Source organism: Pseudomonas kermanshahensis, from assembly GCF_014269205.2.
Lineage (GTDB): Bacteria > Pseudomonadota > Gammaproteobacteria > Pseudomonadales > Pseudomonadaceae > Aquipseudomonas > Aquipseudomonas kermanshahensis.
Genome location: NZ_JABWRY020000001.1, coordinates 2,533,315 through 2,552,000 on the forward strand (window position 1 = coordinate 2,533,315; position 18,686 = coordinate 2,552,000).

Consider the following 18,686-nt stretch of genomic DNA (forward strand, 5'->3'; position numbering starts at 1 on the left):
GGACGCGTGCATGAACATTCCTTTCTCACTCAAGCACTTTTGTGTGGCCCTGCTCGGCGCTGCCGCGCTCAGTTTGCAACCCGCGCAAGCCGCTGGCCCGGATGATCTGGGCAAGCAACTGACGCCGCTGGGCGCTGAGCGCGCCGGTAACGCCGACGGCAGCATTCCGGCCTGGGACGGCGGCTACACCAAGGTGGACCCCGCGTTCAAAGAGGGTGGCAAGCGCGGCGATCCGTTTGCCGCTGACAAACCGCTGTTCAGCATCACTAGCAAGAACATGGACCAGTACGCGGCCAAACTCAGCGATGGCACCAAAGCCATGTTCAAGCGTTACCCGGATACCTATCGCATCGACGTTTATCCAACCCGGCGCAGCGCTGCAGCTCCGCAATGGGTGTACGACAACACCCTGAACAATGCCAAGCACGCCAAGCTGGTGCAAAGCAGTGCAGGCCTTGTGCCCGAAGGTGCCTACGGCGGTATTCCGTTCCCGATCCCGAAAGACGGCACAGAGGCGATGTGGAACCACATCCTCAACTGGCGCGGCACGTCACTGGCGATGGATTTCCGGCATTACCTGATCACCGCCGATGGTGCTCAAGTGCTCACCACTGACGGCAAAGCGGTGCAGGAGATGCCGTATTACTACAAGGATGGTAACGCCGCCAGCTTCGACGGTGACTATTGGCTGTTCCGCCTGCTCAACGTTGGCCCGCCATTGCGGGCAGGCGAACAAATCATGGGACGTACCAACCTCAATGGCGACAAGTCAGAGGCGCACGTCTACCTGACCGGCCAGCGACGAGTGCGCAAGCTGCCCAACGCCTGCTGCGACACTCCTACGCCGGCGACTGCAGGCGTGATGTCGTTCGATGAGCTGAGTGTGTTCCAAGGTCGGCTGGACCGCTTCAACTGGAAGTTGGTGGGCAAGCAAGAGATGTACATCCCCTACAACACCAACAAGGTCCAGGCTGCCGGCAAGCCTGAAGAGCTGTTCGACAAACATCACCTGAACCCCGATCAAGTGCGCTGGGAGCTCCATCGTGTGTGGGTGGTAGACGCCGAACTTGCACCCGGCAAGCGTCACCAGTTGCCCAAAGGGCGGTACTACCTCGACGAGGACACATGGCAAGCCATGCTCGGTGACCGCTGGGACGCCAATGGCCAGTTGGCCAAGACCCTGTGGTCGCTGCCTGCGGTGATGCCAGACCTACCGGCGGTGGCCCAGTTGTCTTCGGGCTTCTACGACCTGGTGTCCGGTGCCTGGTTCATCCAGAACGTATACACCGGCAAAGCTCAGCAGTACGCCTCGGTTGAACGTTACAAACCTGCTGAATTCTCACCTGCCGCAATGGCCGGGCGCGGCGTGCGCTGACGATGTTCAGGGGAGGGTGCATAGCGCCTTCCCCTCCTGCGACAGAATCGAGGTAGATATGAACACACTGCGTCAGTTGAGTGGCCTGTTGTTGGCCCTCCTTATGCCTTTTGCGCCTTATTGCCTGGCTCAAGGGCTGGTGGTCGGCGACGTACTACAGAGCCCGGCGGCCAAGGTTGCCAACCCTCAGCGCGGGGTTTTCACTGCCCTGGCCTTGGCGGGCCAGCGCCTGGTGGCGGTAGGTGAACGCGGTCTGATCCTGCTATCCGATGACAACGGCGAGCATTGGCGTCAAGCCAGCGTGCCGGTATCGGTGGGGCTCACCGCAGTGCAGTTTGCCGATGCCAATGTCGGCTGGGCCGTGGGCCATGGTGGTGTGGTACTGGGGACGGGCGACGGTGGCGAAAGCTGGCGACTTCAGCTCGATGGCCTGCGTGCAGCGCAGCTTGAATTGCAGGCAGCGCAAAGCGCGCTGTCGAACCAGGCGGATGACGAAGTGGCGCAAGTACGCGTACAAACCGCCGAACGCCTGCTTGCTGAAGGGCCCGACAAACCACTCCTGGCGCTATCAGCCCGTGACACCAAGCATGTGCTGGTGGTCGGTGCCTACGGCCTGGCTTTGCGCAGCGATGACGGCGGCGCTAGCTGGCATTCAGCGATGGGCCAGATCGATAACCCAATGGGCCTGCACCTGTATGCCGTGGCGTACCAAGGTAATGACTTGGTGCTGGCCGGCGAGCAGGGCTACTTAGCGCGGGCGCTGGACGGAGAACACTTCGAACAGATAAGCAGCCCCTATGCCGGCACGCTGTTCACCTTGGCAGCGCGCGGCGACGGTGCACTGCTCATTGGCGGGCTCAAAGGCCACGCGTTTGTCCTGGCGCCCGGGGCCGGGCGCGCCGAAGCGTTGCCGACCCTGGCGCCGGTGTCCTTCAGTGATGCCAGTGTTCTAAACGATGGTCGCGTGCTGCTGGCCAATCAAGCGGGCGGATTGTTTGCAAGCGCTCCCTCGGGATTCACCCCGGTCTCCGAATCATTGCGCAAACCGGTCTCAGGCATCGTCCAGGCCGCCGATGGCAGCCTCGTTGCCGCGGGGTTCTCCGGGCTTTCGCGCCTGCCACAGCCCACCGTTTCCGCTTCGGAGTGAGTCAATGAATTCCGCTCGCCAAACTCTGTCATCCGCGTCCGATAGCTTCGATCCTCGCTCTGGATCGCTGATCGAACGCGCACTGTTCAATCACCGCCATTGGGTGCTGTTGCTGTGCCTGCTGACCACCGTGCTGCTCGGCTGGCAGTCGGGCCGCCTGGAGCTCAATGCCAGCTTCGAGAAGATGATCCCCACCGGGCACCCCTACATCGCCAACTACCTGGACAACCAGAAGGAGTTGTCCGGCATCGGCAATGCGGTGCGTATCGCTGTCACCAACCGCCACGGTGATATCTACGACGCCGATTACCTGCGTACCCTGCAGGCGCTGAGCGACCAGATCTACCTGTTGCCGGGTGTTGACCGCGCCTACATGAAGTCGCTGTGGACGCCTGCCACCCGTTGGGTTTCGGTGACCGAAGAGGGCCTGGACGGCGGCCCGGTGATTCCTGATGAATACGATGGCAGCCCGTCATCGCTGGGCGAACTGCGGCGCAACGTGCAATTGTCCAACGAGATCGGTCAATTGGTAGCCTTCGACCAGCGCTCCAGCATCATCTACGTGCCGCTGATGGCGCGCATACCCGATGGCAAGCCGTTGGACTACCGGGTGTTGTCCGATCAGTTGGAGATCCTGCGGGCGAAGTACCAGAGCGACAGCGTCGATATCCACATCACCGGTTTCGCCAAGAAAGTCGGTGACCTGATCGAAGGCCTGGAGCAGATCCTGCTGTTCTTCGCTGTTGCCATTCTGATCACCACGGTGGTGCTCTACGGCTACACGCGTTGTGTGCGCAGTACCTTGCTGGTGGTGTTCTGCTCGCTGGTGGCGGTGGTCTGGCAGCTTGGCCTGCTGCCCCTACTGGGCTACGAACTGGACCCCTATTCGGTGCTGGTGCCGTTCCTGGTGTTCGCCATTGGCATGAGCCACGGCGCGCAGAAAATGAACGGCATCATGCAGGACATCGGTCGCGGTATGCACCGCGTGGTGGCTGCGCGTTTCACCTTCCGCCGACTGTTCCTCGCAGGCCTCACTGCGCTGCTGTGCGATGCCGTGGGCTTTGCCGTTTTGATGCTTATCCAGATCCAGGTGATCCAGGACCTGGCGATCATCGCCAGCATCGGTGTGGCCGTGCTGATCTTCACCAACCTGATCCTGCTACCGGTGCTGCTCTCCTATGTCGGCGTCAGTCCTCGCGCTGCTGCGTTGAGCCTTAGAAGCGAGCGGGCCGAGGAGGGGGGCCAGGTGCGTCATGCATTCTGGCGCTTCCTTGACCTGTTCACCCGCAAGCCCTGGGCCGCCGTCTGCGTGGTTGTCAGCCTGGTGATGGCAGTGCTCGGCTTCCTGGTCAGCCTGAACTTGGCCATCGGCGATCTTGACGCCGGGGCCCCAGAGTTGCGCGCCGACTCGCGCTACAACCTGGACGATGCCTTCATGACCCGCAGTTACGGGGCCAGCAGCGATCTTTTCGCGATCATGGTGCGTACACCAAACAGCGCCTGCGCACGCTACGACATCCTGCGCAAGGTCGATGAGCTGGACTGGCAACTGCGCAGCCTGCCGGGCGTGGACTCGACCAACTCGCTGGCGCTGCTCAACCGTCGGATGCTGGTGGGTCTCTCCGAAGGCAGCCCGAAGTGGTACGAACTGCAGAACAACCAGGCGATGCTTAACATGATCACCGCCAGCGCGCCGCGCGGGCTGTACAACGAGTCGTGCAACTTGCTCACGCTCTATGTCTACCTCTCCGACCACAAGGCGCAAACGCTGACCCGGCTGGTGGAGCACGTCGAAGCCTTCGCCGCTGCCAACGACACCGACGAAGTCAAATTCCAGTTGGCTGCCGGTAACGCCGGGATCGAGGCCGCTACCAACATCGTGGTCAAGGAAGCCAATCGCGAGATGCTGTTCTGGGTCTACGGCGCGGTGATCTTGCTGTGTCTGATCACCTTCCGCTCCTGGCGCGCCACCCTCTGTGCGGTGATCCCGCTGATGCTTACCTCCATTCTCTGCGAGGCGTTGATGGTCTGGCTGGGCATCGGCGTCAAGGTCGCCACCTTGCCGGTGATCGCCTTGGGCGTGGGCATTGGCGTCGACTACGCGCTGTATGTGATGAGCATCATGCTTGGCCACCTGCGCCAGGGCGCCAGCCTTTCCGAAGCCTATTACCGCGCGCTGGTCTCCACCGGCAAGGTGGTGATGCTCACTGGCGTGACCCTGGCCATCGGCGTCGGCACCTGGATCTTCTCGCCCATCAAGTTCCAGGCCGACATGGGCGTGCTATTGGCCTTCATGTTCGTCTGGAACATGGTCGGCGCACTGCTGCTATTGCCAGCGCTCGCCTATTTCCTGCTACCAGCGACCCGCCGCAGCGATGCAGTCGTCGCCGCCGAGCCAGTCGCCGATATGCAGCCCGCCAAGGCCGCCGCCACGGGTCGCCCGTTGTTGCTGGATACCGCCACCCGCTGACCTTCGCCCCAACAACAAGAGCACATGGGTATGACACCACTGATCGAGACTTTGCAAACCCTCTGGCTCGCACTGCCGCGCGTCCTACAGACGGCCATGGAGGCGCACTGCAATGAGCACTGAGCGCCAGGCGGGTTTGCCGCAATCCTTGTTGCTACTGTTTGGCAGCTGTTTGCCGGTGCTGGGCGCGGTGCTGCTGGCACCTGTACTGCCGCGCATGCAGGCGCATTTTGCCGATACACCCGGCGCCGAAGTGCTGGTGCCTATCAGCCTGACCATTCCGGCGTTAGTGATCGCGCTGCTGGCGCCGTTTGCCGGTGTCATCGCCGACCGTCTGGGGCGCAAGCCGCTGTTGCTGGCCTCGATGATGCTTTACAGCCTCTGCGGGCTGCTGCCGCTGTGGCTTGAGTCGCTGCTGGGTATCGTCATCAGCCGTGCAGGCCTGGGCCTGGCGGAGGCTGGCATCATGACCTGCTGCACGACGCTGATGGGTGACTACTACCAGGGCGGGCGGCGCGAGCGCCTGTTCGCCCTGCAGATGGTCGCCACTTCGCTTTCGGCGGCAGTGTTCATCGCCTTGGGCGGCGCACTTGGGCAAAACGACTGGCGTCTGCCTTTCGTGCTGTACGGCGCCGGCCTGGTGCTCCTGCCGCTGATGGCAATGCTGCTCTGGGAGCCGAAGGTCGCTGAAGCCGCGGCGTTGTCTGGCAAGGCTGAAGACTTCCCGTGGCGCAGGCTCTTGCCGTTGTACCTGCTCACCGTACTGGCGGGCATCAGCCTATTCATCGTGCCGGTGCAAGCTGGCTTCCTGCTCACCCTGCTGCACGTCGATTCGCCCCAGCAGATCGGCATGACCATGGGCGCCAACCAGCTCGGCGTGCTGGCCGGTGCACTGAGCTTCCGCCTGCTCAACGGCCAGCGCCGGCAACATCTGCTGCTGCTGGCTTTCGCCACAGCCGGGGGCGGTGGGCTGCTGATGGCCACCACCGCCAACCCAGCGCTGGTGGCGGTTGCGGTGCTGATCAATGGCCTGGGCATCGGATTGATGCTGCCGACCCTGATCACCGGGGTGATGAGGCAGGTCGATTTCACGCAGCGCGGCCGCGCCACCGGAGGCTTTACCGCGGCCCTATTCGCCGGCGAGTTCATCAGCCCTCTGGTGGTGCTGGGCCTCAATGGCGGCGTGGTCGCCCAATTGCCTGGCGCCCTGACGGTGGTGGCTGTCGCCCAGTTGCTGCTGGCGCTCGCCTGCGTGGTGCTGGCGAAGTGTTTCCGTTCGCGCGGCGCTGGCGCTACTACCACGTCTGATCACATCTAGAGGTAGCCATGCCCCAATCCCTGGAAAACGCCGCGTGACGGCAATTGATTGAAAGGAGTTTTCATGCAAGCACTTCCCCCATTCCAGCGCGTGGTCACCGGCCACGACAACGAGGGCCGCGCCGTGGTCACCCTGGCAGGCCCCACGCTCAACAACTTCCCGCTCAAGGCGGTGCCCGGCACCCTGTTCTATGAGGTCTGGAACAGCAGCGTCAGCCCTGCGCTGCTGGACAATGGCGCCGACCCAACCGACAAGCCCCTGCAACTTTCCCCGGGTGCCCAGGGCAGCGTTATCCGTGTGGTGGATATCCCGCCGGACAGCGTGCAGAACCAAGTTAGCGCCGAGGATGCCGCTGCGGCCTTCGCCGAGATCGGCCAAGCCCATGCAGGCACTGGCAAGGCGGACTCCAGGCACAAGCTCATGCACCGCACCGAAACCCTCGACTACGGCCTCGTCACCGAGGGTGAGGTGTGGTTGGTGCTCGACGGCGAGGAAGTCCACCTCAAACGTGGCGACATCGTGGTCCAGCGCGGCACCAACCATGCCTGGAGCAACCGCACCGAGAACATGGCGCGGATGGTCTTCATCCTGCTTGACGGCCGCTACGCCCCCGAACTCAAGGAGATGCTGCAATGAAGCTTGCCACACTCGACGACGGCAGCCGCGACGGCCGCCTGCTACTGGTTTCCTGTGACTTGAGCCGTGCGGTGGACGCCGCCGATATCGCCCCCACGTTGCAAGCGGCCGTGGATGACTGGCCGAACGTGGAGGCCGACTTGCGCGGCCGCTACGATGCCCTTAACAAAGGTGAACTCGCCGGCGCCTTCGACTTCGACCCCAACCGCGTGATGGCGCCGCTGCCGCGTGCCTGGCAATGGCTGGACGGCTCTTGCTTCCTCAGCCACGGCGAGCTGATGCAGCGAGCGTTCAACCTTGCGCCCATCGAAGGCGTAGAGTCCACGCCGCTGATGTACCAGGGCGCTGGCGACGACTTCCTTGGCCCGCAGCAAGACATTGCACTGCCCAGCGAGGCCCACGGCATCGACTTCGAAGGCGAGTTCGCTGTGCTGGTGGACGAGGTGCCCATGGGCTGCACGGCCGAACAGGCACTGAAGCATATTCGCCTGGTACTGCAGGTCAACGACGTCAGCCTGCGGGCGTTGGCGCCACGGGAAATGAAGACCGGCTTCGGCTTCGTCCAGGCCAAATCCTCCTCCAGCTTCGCCCCGGTCGCAGTTACCCCAGACGAGCTGGGAGATGCCTGGCGCGACGGTCGCGTGCACCTGCCGCTGAAAGTGGAGTGGAACGGCCAGTGGTTTGGCCACCCGCATGGCGGCGCCATGCACTTCGGCTTCCACCAGTTGATCGCCCATGCCGCGCTGACCCGTCGCCTCGGCGCCGGTAGCGTGATTGGCTCCGGCACCGTTTCCAATGCCGATCGCAGCGTGGGGTCGGCGTGTATTTCCGAGCGCCGCGCCATTGAAATGATCGAGCATGGCGCGCCGCGCACCGGCTTCCTGCAATTCGGTCACCGCATTCGCATGGAGGCCCGCAACACGGATGGTTCGCCGTTGTTCGGTGCCATCGACCAGCAGGTAGTCCAGGCAGCCCCGCCATGCGCGTGATGATTACCGGAGCTGCCGGTTTCCTTGGCCGCTTGCTGGTGCAACGACTGCTCGACAAGGGCCAACTGCGAGGCCAGCCGTTGGAAGCGCTGGTGTTACTGGATCAGCAACTGGAGGGTTTTCCTTCCGACCCGCGCCTGCGCTTGCTCGCCGGCAGTATCGCAGAACCGACCCTGTTACGCCGCGCCCTGGCCGATGGCGTGGATGTCGTGTTCCATCTGGTGAGCGTCCCCGGCGGCGCAGCCGAGGAGCACTATGCATTGGGCCGGCAGGTGAATCTGCTGGCGACCCTGGAGCTGCTCGACCAGTTGCGCAACGCTGCGCGGCCACCGGTGCTGGTCTACGCCAGCAGCGTGGCCGTGTACGGCGCGCAACTACCGGCACGCATGGACGAGCAGTGGATGCCGCGTCCGGCGCTGTCTTATGGCGCGCACAAGGTCATGGTGGAAACCCAGCTCAATGACCTCGCCCGCCGTGGCGAGGTAGATGGCCGCGCATTGCGGCTACCGGGCATCGTCGCAAGGCCCCACGAGCCGAACGGCTTGCGTTCGGCCTTCATGAGCGACCTGATGCACGCCCTTGCCGCTGGAGAAAACTATTGCTGCCCGGTGTCGCCGCAGGCCACCGCCTGGTGGATGTCGGCGCGTTGCTGCGTCGACAACCTGCTGCATGCCGCCGAACTGCAAAACCCCGGCCCTCAGCGGGTGTGGCAGTTGCCAGTGCTGCATCTGGCCATGGACCAAGTGGTCGAGGCTCTGGCCGAGGCCTTCGGCGACGACCGTCGGGCCTTGGTGAGCTACCAGCCGAACGTGGACCTGGAGGCCCTGTTCGGCCGCTATCCGCCTTTGCGTACCCCGCAATCGCGAGCCCTGGGATTTCATCACGATGGCTCTGCCCAAACGCTGGTGCGTAACGCCCTTAGCCTGAGCCAACGCCCGCGCCATGCGCGCGCGTCATTACAAACCCTTTGAGACCTGCTGCCATGACCCTTGCCCGTAAACGCCGCCTCGTCGATCTCTCGGTAACACTGGACAACAACCCCTACACCGACCCGCCGCCGCTGCTGCCCAAGATCGACTACATGGACCACCAGCAGGGTTGGCCTGAAATGGCCGCGATGTTCCCTGGCCTGTCCCTGGACCAGATGCCGGGGCACGAGTCGTGGGCAGCAGAGCGCCTGTCGATCACCACCCACAGCGGCACTCACATGGATGCGCCTTGGCACTACGCCTCTACCACCGACGGCGGCAAGCCGGCGTTCGGTATCGATGAGCTGCCGCTGGAGTGGTGCCTGCAAGCGGGAGTGAAGCTGGACTTTCGCCACCTGCCCGATGGCCATGTGGTGACTGGCGCCGAGGTGCACGCTGAGCTTTCGCGTATCGGCCATGAGCTGCAACCGCTGGACATCGTGCTGGTGAACACCCGTGCCGGCAGCCTGTTCGGCGAGCCGGGGTATCTGGAAGCAGGCGTCGGCATGGGCCGTGAAGCCACCCTCTACCTGCTGGAGCGCGGCGTGCGAGTCGTGGGTACCGACGCTTGGAGCTGGGACGCACCCTTCAAGTACACCCGCGAACGCTTCGCCGCGAGTGGCGATGCGTCGATCATCTGGGAAGGCCACAAGGCTGGGCGCGACATCGGCTACGGCCAGATGGAGAAACTGGCCAACCTTGATAGCCTGCCGGCCAGCGGCTTTTTGGTGTCTTGCTTCCCTTACAAGATCAAGCATGCCTCGGCCGGCTTCGTCCGCGCCGTGGCCATCTTCGAAGAATAAGAACAGGAGCAACTCCCTATGCGATTACGCATACTGTTGGCGGCCTTGGCGTGCTTTGCGCCAGTCTTCGCCGGCGCGGCCGAGCGCCCCAATATATTGCTGATCGTAGCCGATGACCTGGGCTACTCCGACCTCGGCGCCTTCGGTGGTGAAATTGCCACACCGAGCCTCGATCACCTGGCGGCCAGTGGCCTGCAACTGACCAGCATGTACGCTGCGCCGACCTGTTCGCCGACCCGATCCATGCTGATGTCCGGCACCGACAACCACCTGGCCGGGCTGGGTACCATGGCCGAAGGGATGCAGCCATTCCAGCGAGGCAAGCCAGGCTATGAGGGCTACCTCAACCAACAGGCGCACTCTATCGCCGGCCTCTTGCGCGATGGTGGTTACCGTACCGCCATGGTCGGCAAGTGGCACTTGGGCCTGGCCCCGGAGCAGGGCCCGGACCGTCGTGGCTTCGAGCAGTCTTTCACCCTGCTCGAAGGGGGTGGGGTGCACTTCAAGCCCGCCCCTGGCTCGACCGCGAAGATCGAACAACTCTCTTACCGCGAGAATGGCAAGCCAGTGGAGCTTCCGGATGACTTCTATTCCACGGACTTCTATACCGACAAGTTGCTGGCGTACCTGAAGGCGGGGCAGGGCAGTGGCAAACCCTTCTTCGCGTATGCGGCTTACACCTCGCCACACTGGCCGTTGCAAGCACCGCAGGCTTACCTGGATAAATACCGCGGTCGCTACGACGGCGGCTACGACGCGGTTCGCCAGGCGCGAATCGAGCGCATGAAAGAAAAAGGCCTGCTGCCTGCCGACTTCCAGAGCGCCGCGCCGCTCCCGGTCACCCCGCAGTTGCCTGGCTGGGACCAACTGGACCCCCAGCGCAAGCGCATCGAGGCGCGCAAGATGGAGATCTACGCCGCGATGGTGGACAACCTCGACCACAACGTCGGTCGCCTGCTGGAATACCTGCAGACCAGCGGCCAGATGGACAACACCTTGATCGTTTTCATGTCCGACAACGGCCCCGCTGGCGAACGCCACGAGCAGTACTACCCCGCCGGCCCGAATACCGACAACCGCCTGGAGAATCTCGGCCGACGCGGGTCGCAGATCGACTACGGGCTGCGCTGGGCAGAGGTGAGCGCGGCGCCACTGCGGCTGTTCAAGGGCAGCACCGCCGAAGGCGGTATCAGCGTGCCGGCCATCGTACAATTGCCGGCCAGCCTCCGTCGTCAGGGGCTGGAGCGTGGTGTGGCACGGGTGGATGACCTAGCGCCGACCTTCCTTGCCCTGGCGGGTCTGCCGGACCCGGGTGACCAGTACCAAGGCCAGCCCAAGCATCCCATCACCGGCCGCTCCATGCTGCCGATGCTCGAAGGCAAAGGCCGGGCTGAGCCGGTAATGGCCGGTGAGCTGTTTGGCAGCCGCTATTACCGCGAAGGTAACCTGAAACTCCTTGGCCTGGTGCCCTGGAGCATGCCGGGCCAGCCCCAGCCACCGTTGCGTTGGCAGTTGTTCGACTTGTCGCACGATCGCGGCGAGCAGCACGACCTCTCCGCCAGCCAGCCGGAAACCACGCAACGCTTGCAGCAGGCCTGGCAGGACTACGCCCGCCGTGTCGGAGTGGTCGCACCGCCTCTGGCCAAGGCCCCATGAGGCGCCAGCTCTTCGTCGTGGGTGGCTTGAGTGTGCTGGCCCTGGCGACGGTAGCTGCGCGCTCGCCCACCAGCCTGCCCTTGGGCAATGTCGCCGGCTGCGAGGCCTACGGTGGCTTGCCGGCGGGTTGGGGCAACGACCCGCTGGCCGGGATGGTCCGCGTCAGCGGCGGGCGCTTCACCCCCGGCACTGATGGGGGTTACCCGGATGAGCGACCGTTAGCCCCAGTGCACGTCGGCGACTTCTGGATCGATCGCACCGAGGTTACCCGCGCGCAGTTCGGCGCCTTTGTCGAGGCCACCCATTACATCACCGAGGCTGAGCGCTCCGGTGGCGCCGCGTTGTTCCACGTACCGCTGGACACGGCCAGCGGCGGGTCGGCGTTGCCTTGGTGGCGTTACGTAAGGGGTGCTGACTGGCGCCACCCATCGGGCCCGGACGGGCCGTTGGCCAACCTGGACCAATACCCAGTGACCTTGGTCACCCTGGCGGACGCCCAGGCCTACGCACAGTGGCGCGGCAACGACCTTCCCAGCGAGGCCGAGTGGGAATATGCAGCGCGCGGCGTTGACCCCTCGCAACGTCTCGGCGAGGAACCACGCGACAGCAACGGCCAGCCCGCCGCAAATTACTGGCAGGGCGTGTTCCCCGTGCATGACGCAGCCGAGGACGGTTTCGCTGGCGTTGCCCCAGTGGGCTGTTTTGCCGCCAACGCCGCTGGGCTGTTCGACATGATCGGCAACGTTTGGGAATGGACGGCAGATGCCCAATGGGGGCCGCTGATCAGTCACGCCAATGGCGATCCGAGCCAATTGCGTAGCGCGCTTGCACCGTCGCGTCCTCAGGTCATCAAGGGTGGCTCCTACCTTTGCGCCGCGTCCTATTGCGCCCGCTATCGCACGGCGGCACGTGAGCGCCAGGATGCGGACCTGGCGACCTCTCATGTGGGCTTTCGCACCATTCGCCGTATCCCGCCAACAACCTTGACCCACTCGGAGTGGTAGGGTAGTACAAGCAGTCTGAATGACCCCTCGCCAACCGGTTTGCCGGGAAACGAAGAGCGGGTCGCCCCAGGGTATAGGGGGCGACCCGCTCACGGCGTGTCAGCGTTCGTGGAGCCACCCACCCTCAATGTTTGGGTGGCGGGCCGCCAGGGGCCCATTTTTCCTGGTAGTGGAAGAGAAAGTACTGCGAGTTGTCGGCACCGGGCGCTGCAACCCGCGCGGTCCAGCGCTCGTCATGCAGGTCCATGTCGGCGTCATATTCCACGTGGCAGCCCATGGGGCTGTTGAAGTACCAGAACCAGTTGGACCCCAGCTGGTGACGCCCTGGCCCCCAGAACGACTCATAGCCTTTCTCGACGAAGCGGGTACCGGCAATCATTACCTCGGTTGGGCCACCCATGTGGAAGGTAAAGTGTTCGATACCTTTCATGAACGGCGGCGTCTGGATCAGGAACAGGGTGTGGTGGTCCTGGGTGCCAGCCGGGCGCAGGAAGGGGCCGGTGTCGACGAAGCGGTCGGTGCAGACAAAGCCCAGGCGGGTGTAGAACGCTTCTGCCTTGGCCTGGTCAGGCACGAAATAGACCACATGCGACAGGCTGCGTGGCAAAGCCGGCATGTCGTCGCTGGCGCCCAGCGAGTTGATGGCGCGGCCCAGCTGTGCGCCGGGGGCGTTGCTTATCTCGCCGGGCATCACCAACGGGCGGCGCAGGGTGATGCGAAAACCTAGGGCGAAGCCCATGTCGTCCACCACGCGCAAAACGCCGTCCTCCCCACGCACAACGGTGCGGTCCTTGGAAAGTTCGGCCTCGATGGCCTGCAGGGTGGCTTCGTCGGCTACGCCGTAAACGGTTTCGCGCAGGGTGTTCGCAGTCTCCATGGCCTTGGGCAGGCGTGGGTCGTCGCGGTGGCGAATTTCAATGCCAGTGCCGTCCAGGGCCTCAAGGTAGCCGCCGGCTTCGTCCAGCTTGCCCGGCTTCAAACCGTAGTCGGTGAGGTATTGCACGCAGGCGTCGACGTTGTCGACGCCGAACACAAGGTAATCAGGTCCGATGATCTTCATGGTCGGTTTCTCTTCTTGTCTATCAGGCGGTACGACCACCGAGGTTTTCGGCGACCCAGTCGGCGATGTACTGGCCGGCGTTAATGGAGTTATCGAAGCTGGAGTGCTGCACACCGCCTTCGCGCGGGGTGAAGATCTTCAGTTCGCGCTTGGGGCTATTGACCAGTTGTTCGTAGGTGCGGTGGGCCCATTTGAGCGGGATCTGTGAGTCCTGCTCGCCATGGGTGACCAGGAACGGCACCTTGATCCGTTCCACCACGCCGTCTAGGTGGACGTTTTCGGCGATGGTCATGAATTCGTCGATGTTTTTGCCGCCCCACACCCAGCGCACGTGCTCCCAGTAATGCGGCACCGGGAAGCTGCCTTCGCGTTCCAGGCGGCGCTTTTGCACGTCGCGCCAGTCGTGGTTGGCGCCCCACACCACGCCACAGGCAAAGCGCGGCTCGAAAGCCACCACACGCGGGCAGTAGTAGCCGCCCAGCGACACGCCTTCGCAGCCGATGCGCTTGGGGTCCACATCCGCACGGGTTTCCAGCCAGTCGAACACGCGGCTGCCCCAATGCTCGGCGTCATAACGGGCTTTCAGGTCGTGCAGGCGCAGCGCTTCGCCGGCGCCCGGCTGGTCGATCACTAGCGATGACACGCCCCGCTTGGCGAGCCAGGTCGGCAGGCCAACCCGGTATTTCATTTCTTTCGTGGAATCCAGGCCGTTGAGTTGCAGCAGTAGAGGCGCCGGCCCCTGTACGCCTTCGGCACGGATGAATAGCCCGGAAATGACTTTGCCCTCATAGGGGATCTCGACCCGCTCGCAATTCTCGCCGGAGAGCGCGATGCCGCGGGCGAAGGTGTCGAGGAAGCGTTGGTAAAGCGCCATGCGACCTGGGGCGCCGTGAGCTTGCAGGCGTTCACCTGTGAGGTAGTAGGTTGCGGCACGGTTGTACTTTTCGCCGGCCGAAAGCAGGCGGCCTTTCTCTTCGTCCTCGCGGGCCAGGTCGCAGAGTTTGTCGGCCGTCTTCGACCAGGCTTCTCGAAAGGCGCGGGTTCCGTCGGCGTCAGGTTGCTTGGCGGCTTCCTGAAGCGGTTCGCACATTTCGACGATTTCACCGATGCGCGCGCCCATCTCGATAGCGAGGTTTACCGAGAGGTTCCAAACGTAGTTGGTGGGGAAATAGCGGAACATATTGTTGTTTTTCCTTCTTCTGGTCCTGGCCGCAATCGACCCTGCATAGCCAGGGCTATCGCCCGAGGCGCTGTTCGCAGATCGGCAGGGCTCAAGTCGGGCAACCCGGTGTGAACGCTCCCGCATCAGGCAGTGGCGCGGGCGTCGGCCGCCCCTTGGGGCAGCTTGCGCAAGCTCGCATGGGCCAAAGGATTGGACAAATCGCTTGTTTGGATGCCAGCTATCGGATTGCGAGATACCTGGCGTGCCGCCGTGATGGCAGGCATGGCGAACGCTGAGGGGACGCATCGCCAGTATCGTTTGGTTGCGCATCCGGGACGGGGCTGTAGCGGGACCCCGGATGCCGAGGGGCTCAAGCGGTAACGGCAGACTCTGGGCGGCTGACCATCTCCGTCAGCTTTTCGCGCAGCCAGCGCAGCATGGGGTCACGGTCCAGGCTGCGGTGCCAACTCATGTATTCCTGCATGGCCGGCAGCTCCACCGGCGGCGGCAAGATGCGCAGCGGCAGGTTGCGTGCATAAAGCCGTGCCAGGCGGCTGTGCATGGTGGCGATGCGTTGGGTCCCAATGACCAGTTGCGCCAAGGTATTGAAGTCGTGGGTGATGACTTCCACGCGGCGTTTGCAACCGTATTGGCTCATGAACCACTCCTCTATGCCGGGCGTACGGCTGCGCCCGAAGGCGACGCCGACATGGCCCAGCTCAAGGTAGCGTTCCAGTGTCAGGCGCTCGCCGATGCTGTGGTTCTCGGCGCACACCACGCAGACGTGCTGTTCGTCGAACAAGAGCTGTGAGGGGTGCTCCTTAACGATGAAGTGCTCTGGCGCGATCATCAGGTCCACTTCGCCGCGCATGAGCATTTCCATGGCGGTCTGGCCGGGGCTGATGAGTTCGAAGGTGATGTTCGGGGCTTCGTGGTTGATCTCGCGAATCGCCTCGGCGAACAGCACGCTGATCAGGTAGTCCGAGGCCATGATGCGGAAGTGACGTTTACTCTCGGAGATGTCGTGCACTGGTTTGGCGGTGATGGAGGTCTGGATTTTCAGCAGTACGTCGCGAACCGGTAACGCCAGTTCCTTTGCCAGTGGAGTGGGCATCATCTTGCGGCCCACCTGCACTAGCAGGTCATCTTCGAAGTAGGTCCGCAGGCGTCCGAGCACACCGCTGGTGGCCGATTGGGTCATGTGCAGGCGGGCGGCGGCACGGGTGATGTTCTGCTCTTCGAGCAGTACATCCAGCGCCACCAGGAGGTTCAAATCCAGGTGTTTAAAGCGCATCACGGGCATCTCTTGTTGTATTTATTTTCGCGATACCCTGCATCCCGACTAACGATTAGTCAAATTGTTCCTCCCTTCCTAGCCTGTGCTCCTAAGGGCCTCTCTGTTGTTGTGCTATCCAGCCGCGCTGGCGTGGTCCCGGTCAAAACACTGTTAATGCTCGGGTTGTCACGCTCGCGATCGACCCTGCGCTCCCACAACAAGAACAAGGATTCATCCATGAGCAGCGATATCAGCAAGGTACTCGTAGTCGGCGGCGGGATTGGTGGCCTCTGCGCGGCCATCGCATTGCGCCGCCAGGGCATCGCGGTGGACCTGGTGGAAATCAAGTCCGAGTGGACCGTCTATGGCGTCGGCATCATTCAGCAGAGCAACGTAGTGCGAGAGATGGCCCGCCTCGGCGTGCTCGAAGGCTACCTCGAAGCGGCCTATGCCTTCGAGGACGTTGGCATCTACGATCTGCAGGGCAATGCCCTGGTACGCATCCCAGGCCAGCGCCTGGCCGGCCCGGAGTATCCCGCCAACGTCGGTATCTCGCGCCTGTCTCTGCACCAGGTGCTGAGCACCACTGCGATCGACCTTGGCACCCAGGTACGCCTTGGCTTGTCGGTAGAATCCTTCCAACAAGACGCGGCCGGCGTGGATGTGAGCTTCACCGATGGCAGCGCTGCTCGCTACGACTTGGTTGTGGGGGCCGACGGCGTTTACTCGAAGATTCGCGGCATGCTCTTTGGCGACACCTACAAGCCGCGTTTCACCGGGCAGGCCGTGTGGCGCTACAACTTTCCTCGACATCCTTCCATTGATCATCTGGCGAGCTATGTCGGCGCTGAGGGCAACGCCGGCCTGGTACCGCTGTCCGATGACCTGATGTACATGTTCTCCACCTCACACGAACCGGGTAACCCCCGCTATGAGCCGGCACAGTTGGCCGAACTGATGCGTGACCGCATCAGTAAGATCGCAGGCCTAGTGGGCGAGCTGCGCGAGCAGATTACCGACAGCAGCCAGGTGGTCTACAAACCCATGGAAGTGGTGTTCGTCAACGAACCTTGGTTCAAAGGCCGTGTGCTGCTGATTGGCGACGCGGCTCATGCAACCACGCCGCATCTGGGGCAGGGCGCCGGGATGGCAATCGAAGACGCGCTGGTTCTGAGCCTGGAGCTGTGCGGCAGCGGCTCGGTGGAGGAGCGGCTTGAGCGTTTCATGACGCGCCGCTTTGAGCGCTGCAAGTACATCAGCGAGAACTCGATCATGGCCGGGGAGAGGGAAATGGCCCGTGACGCGACGTTCGATCGCATCGGACTGACCAAGGCGATGCTCAAGCTGACCGCCGAACCGATCTGAAACTGCTAGCCGTGGCGGCTATTCCGGTATTTACGCGTTCACCCCCTGAGTTATCGAGGTCTCTGTGTCCCAGGATTTGACATTGCTTTGCCGCGACGACGAGTTGCAGGAAGGCCTTGCACGTGGGTTCGACCCCTGGGCCCAGGGGCGTGATACCGTTCTTGCGTTGCGCTGGCGTGGCCAGGTGCGTGTCTATCGAAACCTGTGTCCGCACCTGGACGTGGCCATGCAGTACCGCAAGGACCGCTTCATGTCTGGCGATGGCCGGCACATCGTCTGCTTTGCTCATGGTGCGCTGTTTCAACCCGACAACGGCTTCTGCGTGCTTGGCCCCTGTCAGGGCCAGTCGCTGCAAGCACTGATGGTAAAGGTCGACGTTTCGGGAAATGTTTGGCTGGAGGAGGGTGGCCCTCGGGCAAACGATGAGGCTATTGCGTGCGCTTCCATGGACTAGACCTGAACCTGCTGGTGGTGCTGGACGCTTTGTTTGTCGAGCAGCACGTCACGCGCGCCGCAGTGCGCCTGCACCTGACCCAGTCAGCGGTCAGCGCGGCCCTGGGTCGCCTGCGGGAGCATTTTAACGATCCGCTGTTTGTCCTCGTGGGCGGCGCCATGCTGCCCACGGCGCTGATGCAGTCACTGCACCCACGTATCGACCAGGTACTGGAAAACGCGCGGGGCATTGCCTTCGCCAATGCAAGCTTCGACCCGGGAGCGGCGCGCCGCAAGTTCCGCATCATTGCGTCAGATTATGTGATCGCGGTGCTCATGCCGGCGCTGATGCGACGGTTGGCCAGCCTTGCGCCCCAGGTCGACTTGCAACTTCTCACGCTGGTGCCGCTGCGCGGTGCCGAGCCGGGCAGCCTGGTGGATGAGGCCCTGGAGCACCGACACTGCGACCTGGTGATCCTGCCGCTTGCCCATGGCTCGGCGCGTCATCCGCAACAACCGTTGTTCGAAGACAGCTTCAGCGTCATTGCCTGCAGGGATAATTGCGCCCTGATGGACGGCCTCACGCTGGAGCATTACTTGGCAGCGCCACATGTGGTCCGCGAGACCGGCGCAGGCGCCCAGGGCAGCATGGAAGCGGAATTTATCGCAAGCCAGGGGCTGGCGCGGCGGGTGGCTGTGGCGGTGGACCAGTTCGCGTTGATACCGGAATTCATCGTTGGCGGCCCCTGCCTATCGACCCTGCACAGTCGCCTGGCGCACCTCTACGCGCAGCGCTTTCCTCTGCGCCTGCTGCCACCACCACTCGCCATTCCCGCCACTCTGCAGGTGATGCAATGGCACGCCTACCAGGACAGTGACCCGGCGCTGGTCTGGCTGCGCCAGTTGTTGGCGGAGGTGGCGGGCTGACAACGACGGCTATCAATTTCTGTCATGGCCGGCCAGTAGGAAACTTCACTTCCTCAGGCATTGGCTGCCCAATACCGTGTCGGTACGACAACAACAGG

Annotated in this window: 16 protein-coding genes; 13 read left to right on the forward strand and 3 right to left on the reverse strand. The window is 63.3% G+C overall.

Going from position 1 to position 18,686, the window contains the following annotated elements:
- The first annotated feature begins 10 nt into the window (after positions 1-10).
- From HU764_RS11680 to HU764_RS11725, 10 genes are all read left to right on the forward strand, one after another.
- Positions 11-1,375, forward strand: coding sequence for a DUF1329 domain-containing protein (locus tag HU764_RS11680; RefSeq protein WP_186702778.1), 1,365 nt, complete (start codon positions 11-13; stop codon positions 1,373-1,375).
- A 58-nt stretch (positions 1,376-1,433) separates the two neighbouring features.
- Positions 1,434-2,522 carry a WD40/YVTN/BNR-like repeat-containing protein gene (locus tag HU764_RS11685; RefSeq protein ID WP_186702779.1) on the forward strand — a complete coding sequence of 363 codons (1,089 nt, stop codon included), beginning with the start codon at positions 1,434-1,436 and terminating at the stop codon, positions 2,520-2,522.
- A 4-nt stretch (positions 2,523-2,526) separates the two neighbouring features.
- The gene (locus tag HU764_RS11690; RefSeq protein WP_186702780.1) at positions 2,527-4,992 is read left to right on the forward strand and encodes an efflux RND transporter permease subunit; all 2,466 of its coding nucleotides are present in this window, start codon (positions 2,527-2,529) and stop codon (positions 4,990-4,992) included.
- Between the two features lie 112 nt (positions 4,993-5,104).
- Positions 5,105-6,310, forward strand: coding sequence for an MFS transporter (locus HU764_RS11695; RefSeq protein WP_186702781.1), 1,206 nt, complete (start codon positions 5,105-5,107; stop codon positions 6,308-6,310).
- 63 nt (positions 6,311-6,373) lie between these two features.
- Positions 6,374-6,946, forward strand: coding sequence for a cupin domain-containing protein (locus tag HU764_RS11700; RefSeq protein ID WP_099454184.1), 573 nt, complete (start codon positions 6,374-6,376; stop codon positions 6,944-6,946).
- Positions 6,943-7,935, forward strand: a complete 993-nt coding sequence (locus HU764_RS11705; RefSeq protein ID WP_186702782.1) for a fumarylacetoacetate hydrolase family protein — start codon at positions 6,943-6,945, stop codon at positions 7,933-7,935. Before HU764_RS11700 ends, HU764_RS11705 begins: the two co-directional genes overlap by 4 nt.
- Positions 7,926-8,906, forward strand: a complete 981-nt coding sequence (locus HU764_RS11710; protein ID WP_186678482.1) for an NAD-dependent epimerase/dehydratase family protein — start codon at positions 7,926-7,928, stop codon at positions 8,904-8,906. Before HU764_RS11705 ends, HU764_RS11710 begins: the two co-directional genes overlap by 10 nt.
- A gap of 11 nt (positions 8,907-8,917) precedes the next feature.
- Positions 8,918-9,706 carry a cyclase family protein gene (locus tag HU764_RS11715; RefSeq protein WP_099429316.1) on the forward strand — a complete coding sequence of 263 codons (789 nt, stop codon included), beginning with the start codon at positions 8,918-8,920 and terminating at the stop codon, positions 9,704-9,706.
- A gap of 18 nt (positions 9,707-9,724) precedes the next feature.
- A complete protein-coding gene (locus HU764_RS11720; RefSeq protein ID WP_186702783.1) occupies positions 9,725-11,362 on the forward strand; it encodes an arylsulfatase in 1,638 nt (545 codons plus the stop codon).
- Positions 11,359-12,366 (forward strand): formylglycine-generating enzyme family protein, encoded by a 1,008-nt coding sequence (locus HU764_RS11725; protein ID WP_186678487.1) that lies wholly within the window; start codon positions 11,359-11,361, stop codon positions 12,364-12,366. The genes HU764_RS11720 and HU764_RS11725 overlap by 4 nt, the downstream gene beginning before the upstream one ends.
- Before the next feature lie 124 nt (positions 12,367-12,490).
- On the opposite strand, the gene HU764_RS11730 is transcribed toward HU764_RS11725, so the two are convergent.
- The 3 genes from HU764_RS11730 to HU764_RS11740 all read right to left on the reverse strand — a co-directional run bounded on the left by HU764_RS11730 (position 12,491) and on the right by HU764_RS11740 (position 15,882).
- The gene (locus HU764_RS11730; RefSeq protein ID WP_027593287.1) at positions 12,491-13,426 is read right to left on the reverse strand and encodes a VOC family protein; all 936 of its coding nucleotides are present in this window, start codon (positions 13,424-13,426) and stop codon (positions 12,491-12,493) included.
- 22 nt (positions 13,427-13,448) lie between these two features.
- Positions 13,449-14,606 (reverse strand): alpha/beta hydrolase family protein, encoded by a 1,158-nt coding sequence (locus tag HU764_RS11735; protein ID WP_186702784.1) that lies wholly within the window; start codon positions 14,604-14,606, stop codon positions 13,449-13,451.
- A gap of 352 nt (positions 14,607-14,958) precedes the next feature.
- Positions 14,959-15,882, reverse strand: a complete 924-nt coding sequence (locus HU764_RS11740; protein WP_027593285.1) for a LysR family transcriptional regulator — start codon at positions 15,880-15,882, stop codon at positions 14,959-14,961.
- A 219-nt stretch (positions 15,883-16,101) separates the two neighbouring features.
- Here HU764_RS11740 and HU764_RS11745 point away from each other — a divergent pair, with 219 nt between their 5' ends.
- From HU764_RS11745 to HU764_RS11755, 3 genes are all read left to right on the forward strand, one after another.
- A complete protein-coding gene (locus tag HU764_RS11745; RefSeq protein WP_099454176.1) occupies positions 16,102-17,229 on the forward strand; it encodes an FAD-dependent oxidoreductase in 1,128 nt (375 codons plus the stop codon).
- A gap of 64 nt (positions 17,230-17,293) precedes the next feature.
- Positions 17,294-17,683, forward strand: a complete 390-nt coding sequence (locus HU764_RS11750; protein WP_186702785.1) for a Rieske 2Fe-2S domain-containing protein — start codon at positions 17,294-17,296, stop codon at positions 17,681-17,683.
- Positions 17,665-18,588 carry a LysR substrate-binding domain-containing protein gene (locus HU764_RS11755; RefSeq protein WP_186702786.1) on the forward strand — a complete coding sequence of 308 codons (924 nt, stop codon included), beginning with the start codon at positions 17,665-17,667 and terminating at the stop codon, positions 18,586-18,588. Before HU764_RS11750 ends, HU764_RS11755 begins: the two co-directional genes overlap by 19 nt.
- Positions 18,589-18,686: the final 98 nt, after the last annotated feature.

Excerpts from the sequence above, each read along its gene's own strand:
- HU764_RS11680 (WP_186702778.1), top strand. The coding sequence starts at position 11 with ATGAACATTCCTTTCTCACTCAAGCACTTTTGTGTGGCCCTGCTCGGC.
- HU764_RS11685 (WP_186702779.1), top strand. The coding sequence starts at position 1,434 with ATGAACACACTGCGTCAGTTGAGTGGCCTGTTGTTGGCCCTCCTTATG.
- HU764_RS11690 (WP_186702780.1), top strand. The coding sequence starts at position 2,527 with ATGAATTCCGCTCGCCAAACTCTGTCATCCGCGTCCGATAGCTTCGAT.
- HU764_RS11695 (WP_186702781.1), top strand. The coding sequence starts at position 5,105 with ATGAGCACTGAGCGCCAGGCGGGTTTGCCGCAATCCTTGTTGCTACTG.
- HU764_RS11700 (WP_099454184.1), top strand. The coding sequence starts at position 6,374 with ATGCAAGCACTTCCCCCATTCCAGCGCGTGGTCACCGGCCACGACAAC.
- HU764_RS11705 (WP_186702782.1), top strand. The coding sequence starts at position 6,943 with ATGAAGCTTGCCACACTCGACGACGGCAGCCGCGACGGCCGCCTGCTA.
- HU764_RS11710 (WP_186678482.1), top strand. The coding sequence starts at position 7,926 with ATGCGCGTGATGATTACCGGAGCTGCCGGTTTCCTTGGCCGCTTGCTG.
- HU764_RS11715 (WP_099429316.1), top strand. The coding sequence starts at position 8,918 with ATGACCCTTGCCCGTAAACGCCGCCTCGTCGATCTCTCGGTAACACTG.
- HU764_RS11720 (WP_186702783.1), top strand. The coding sequence starts at position 9,725 with ATGCGATTACGCATACTGTTGGCGGCCTTGGCGTGCTTTGCGCCAGTC.
- HU764_RS11725 (WP_186678487.1), top strand. The coding sequence starts at position 11,359 with ATGAGGCGCCAGCTCTTCGTCGTGGGTGGCTTGAGTGTGCTGGCCCTG.
- HU764_RS11730 (WP_027593287.1), bottom strand. The coding sequence starts at position 13,426 with ATGAAGATCATCGGACCTGATTACCTTGTGTTCGGCGTCGACAACGTC.
- HU764_RS11735 (WP_186702784.1), bottom strand. The coding sequence starts at position 14,606 with ATGTTCCGCTATTTCCCCACCAACTACGTTTGGAACCTCTCGGTAAAC.
- HU764_RS11740 (WP_027593285.1), bottom strand. The coding sequence starts at position 15,882 with ATGCGCTTTAAACACCTGGATTTGAACCTCCTGGTGGCGCTGGATGTA.
- HU764_RS11745 (WP_099454176.1), top strand. The coding sequence starts at position 16,102 with ATGAGCAGCGATATCAGCAAGGTACTCGTAGTCGGCGGCGGGATTGGT.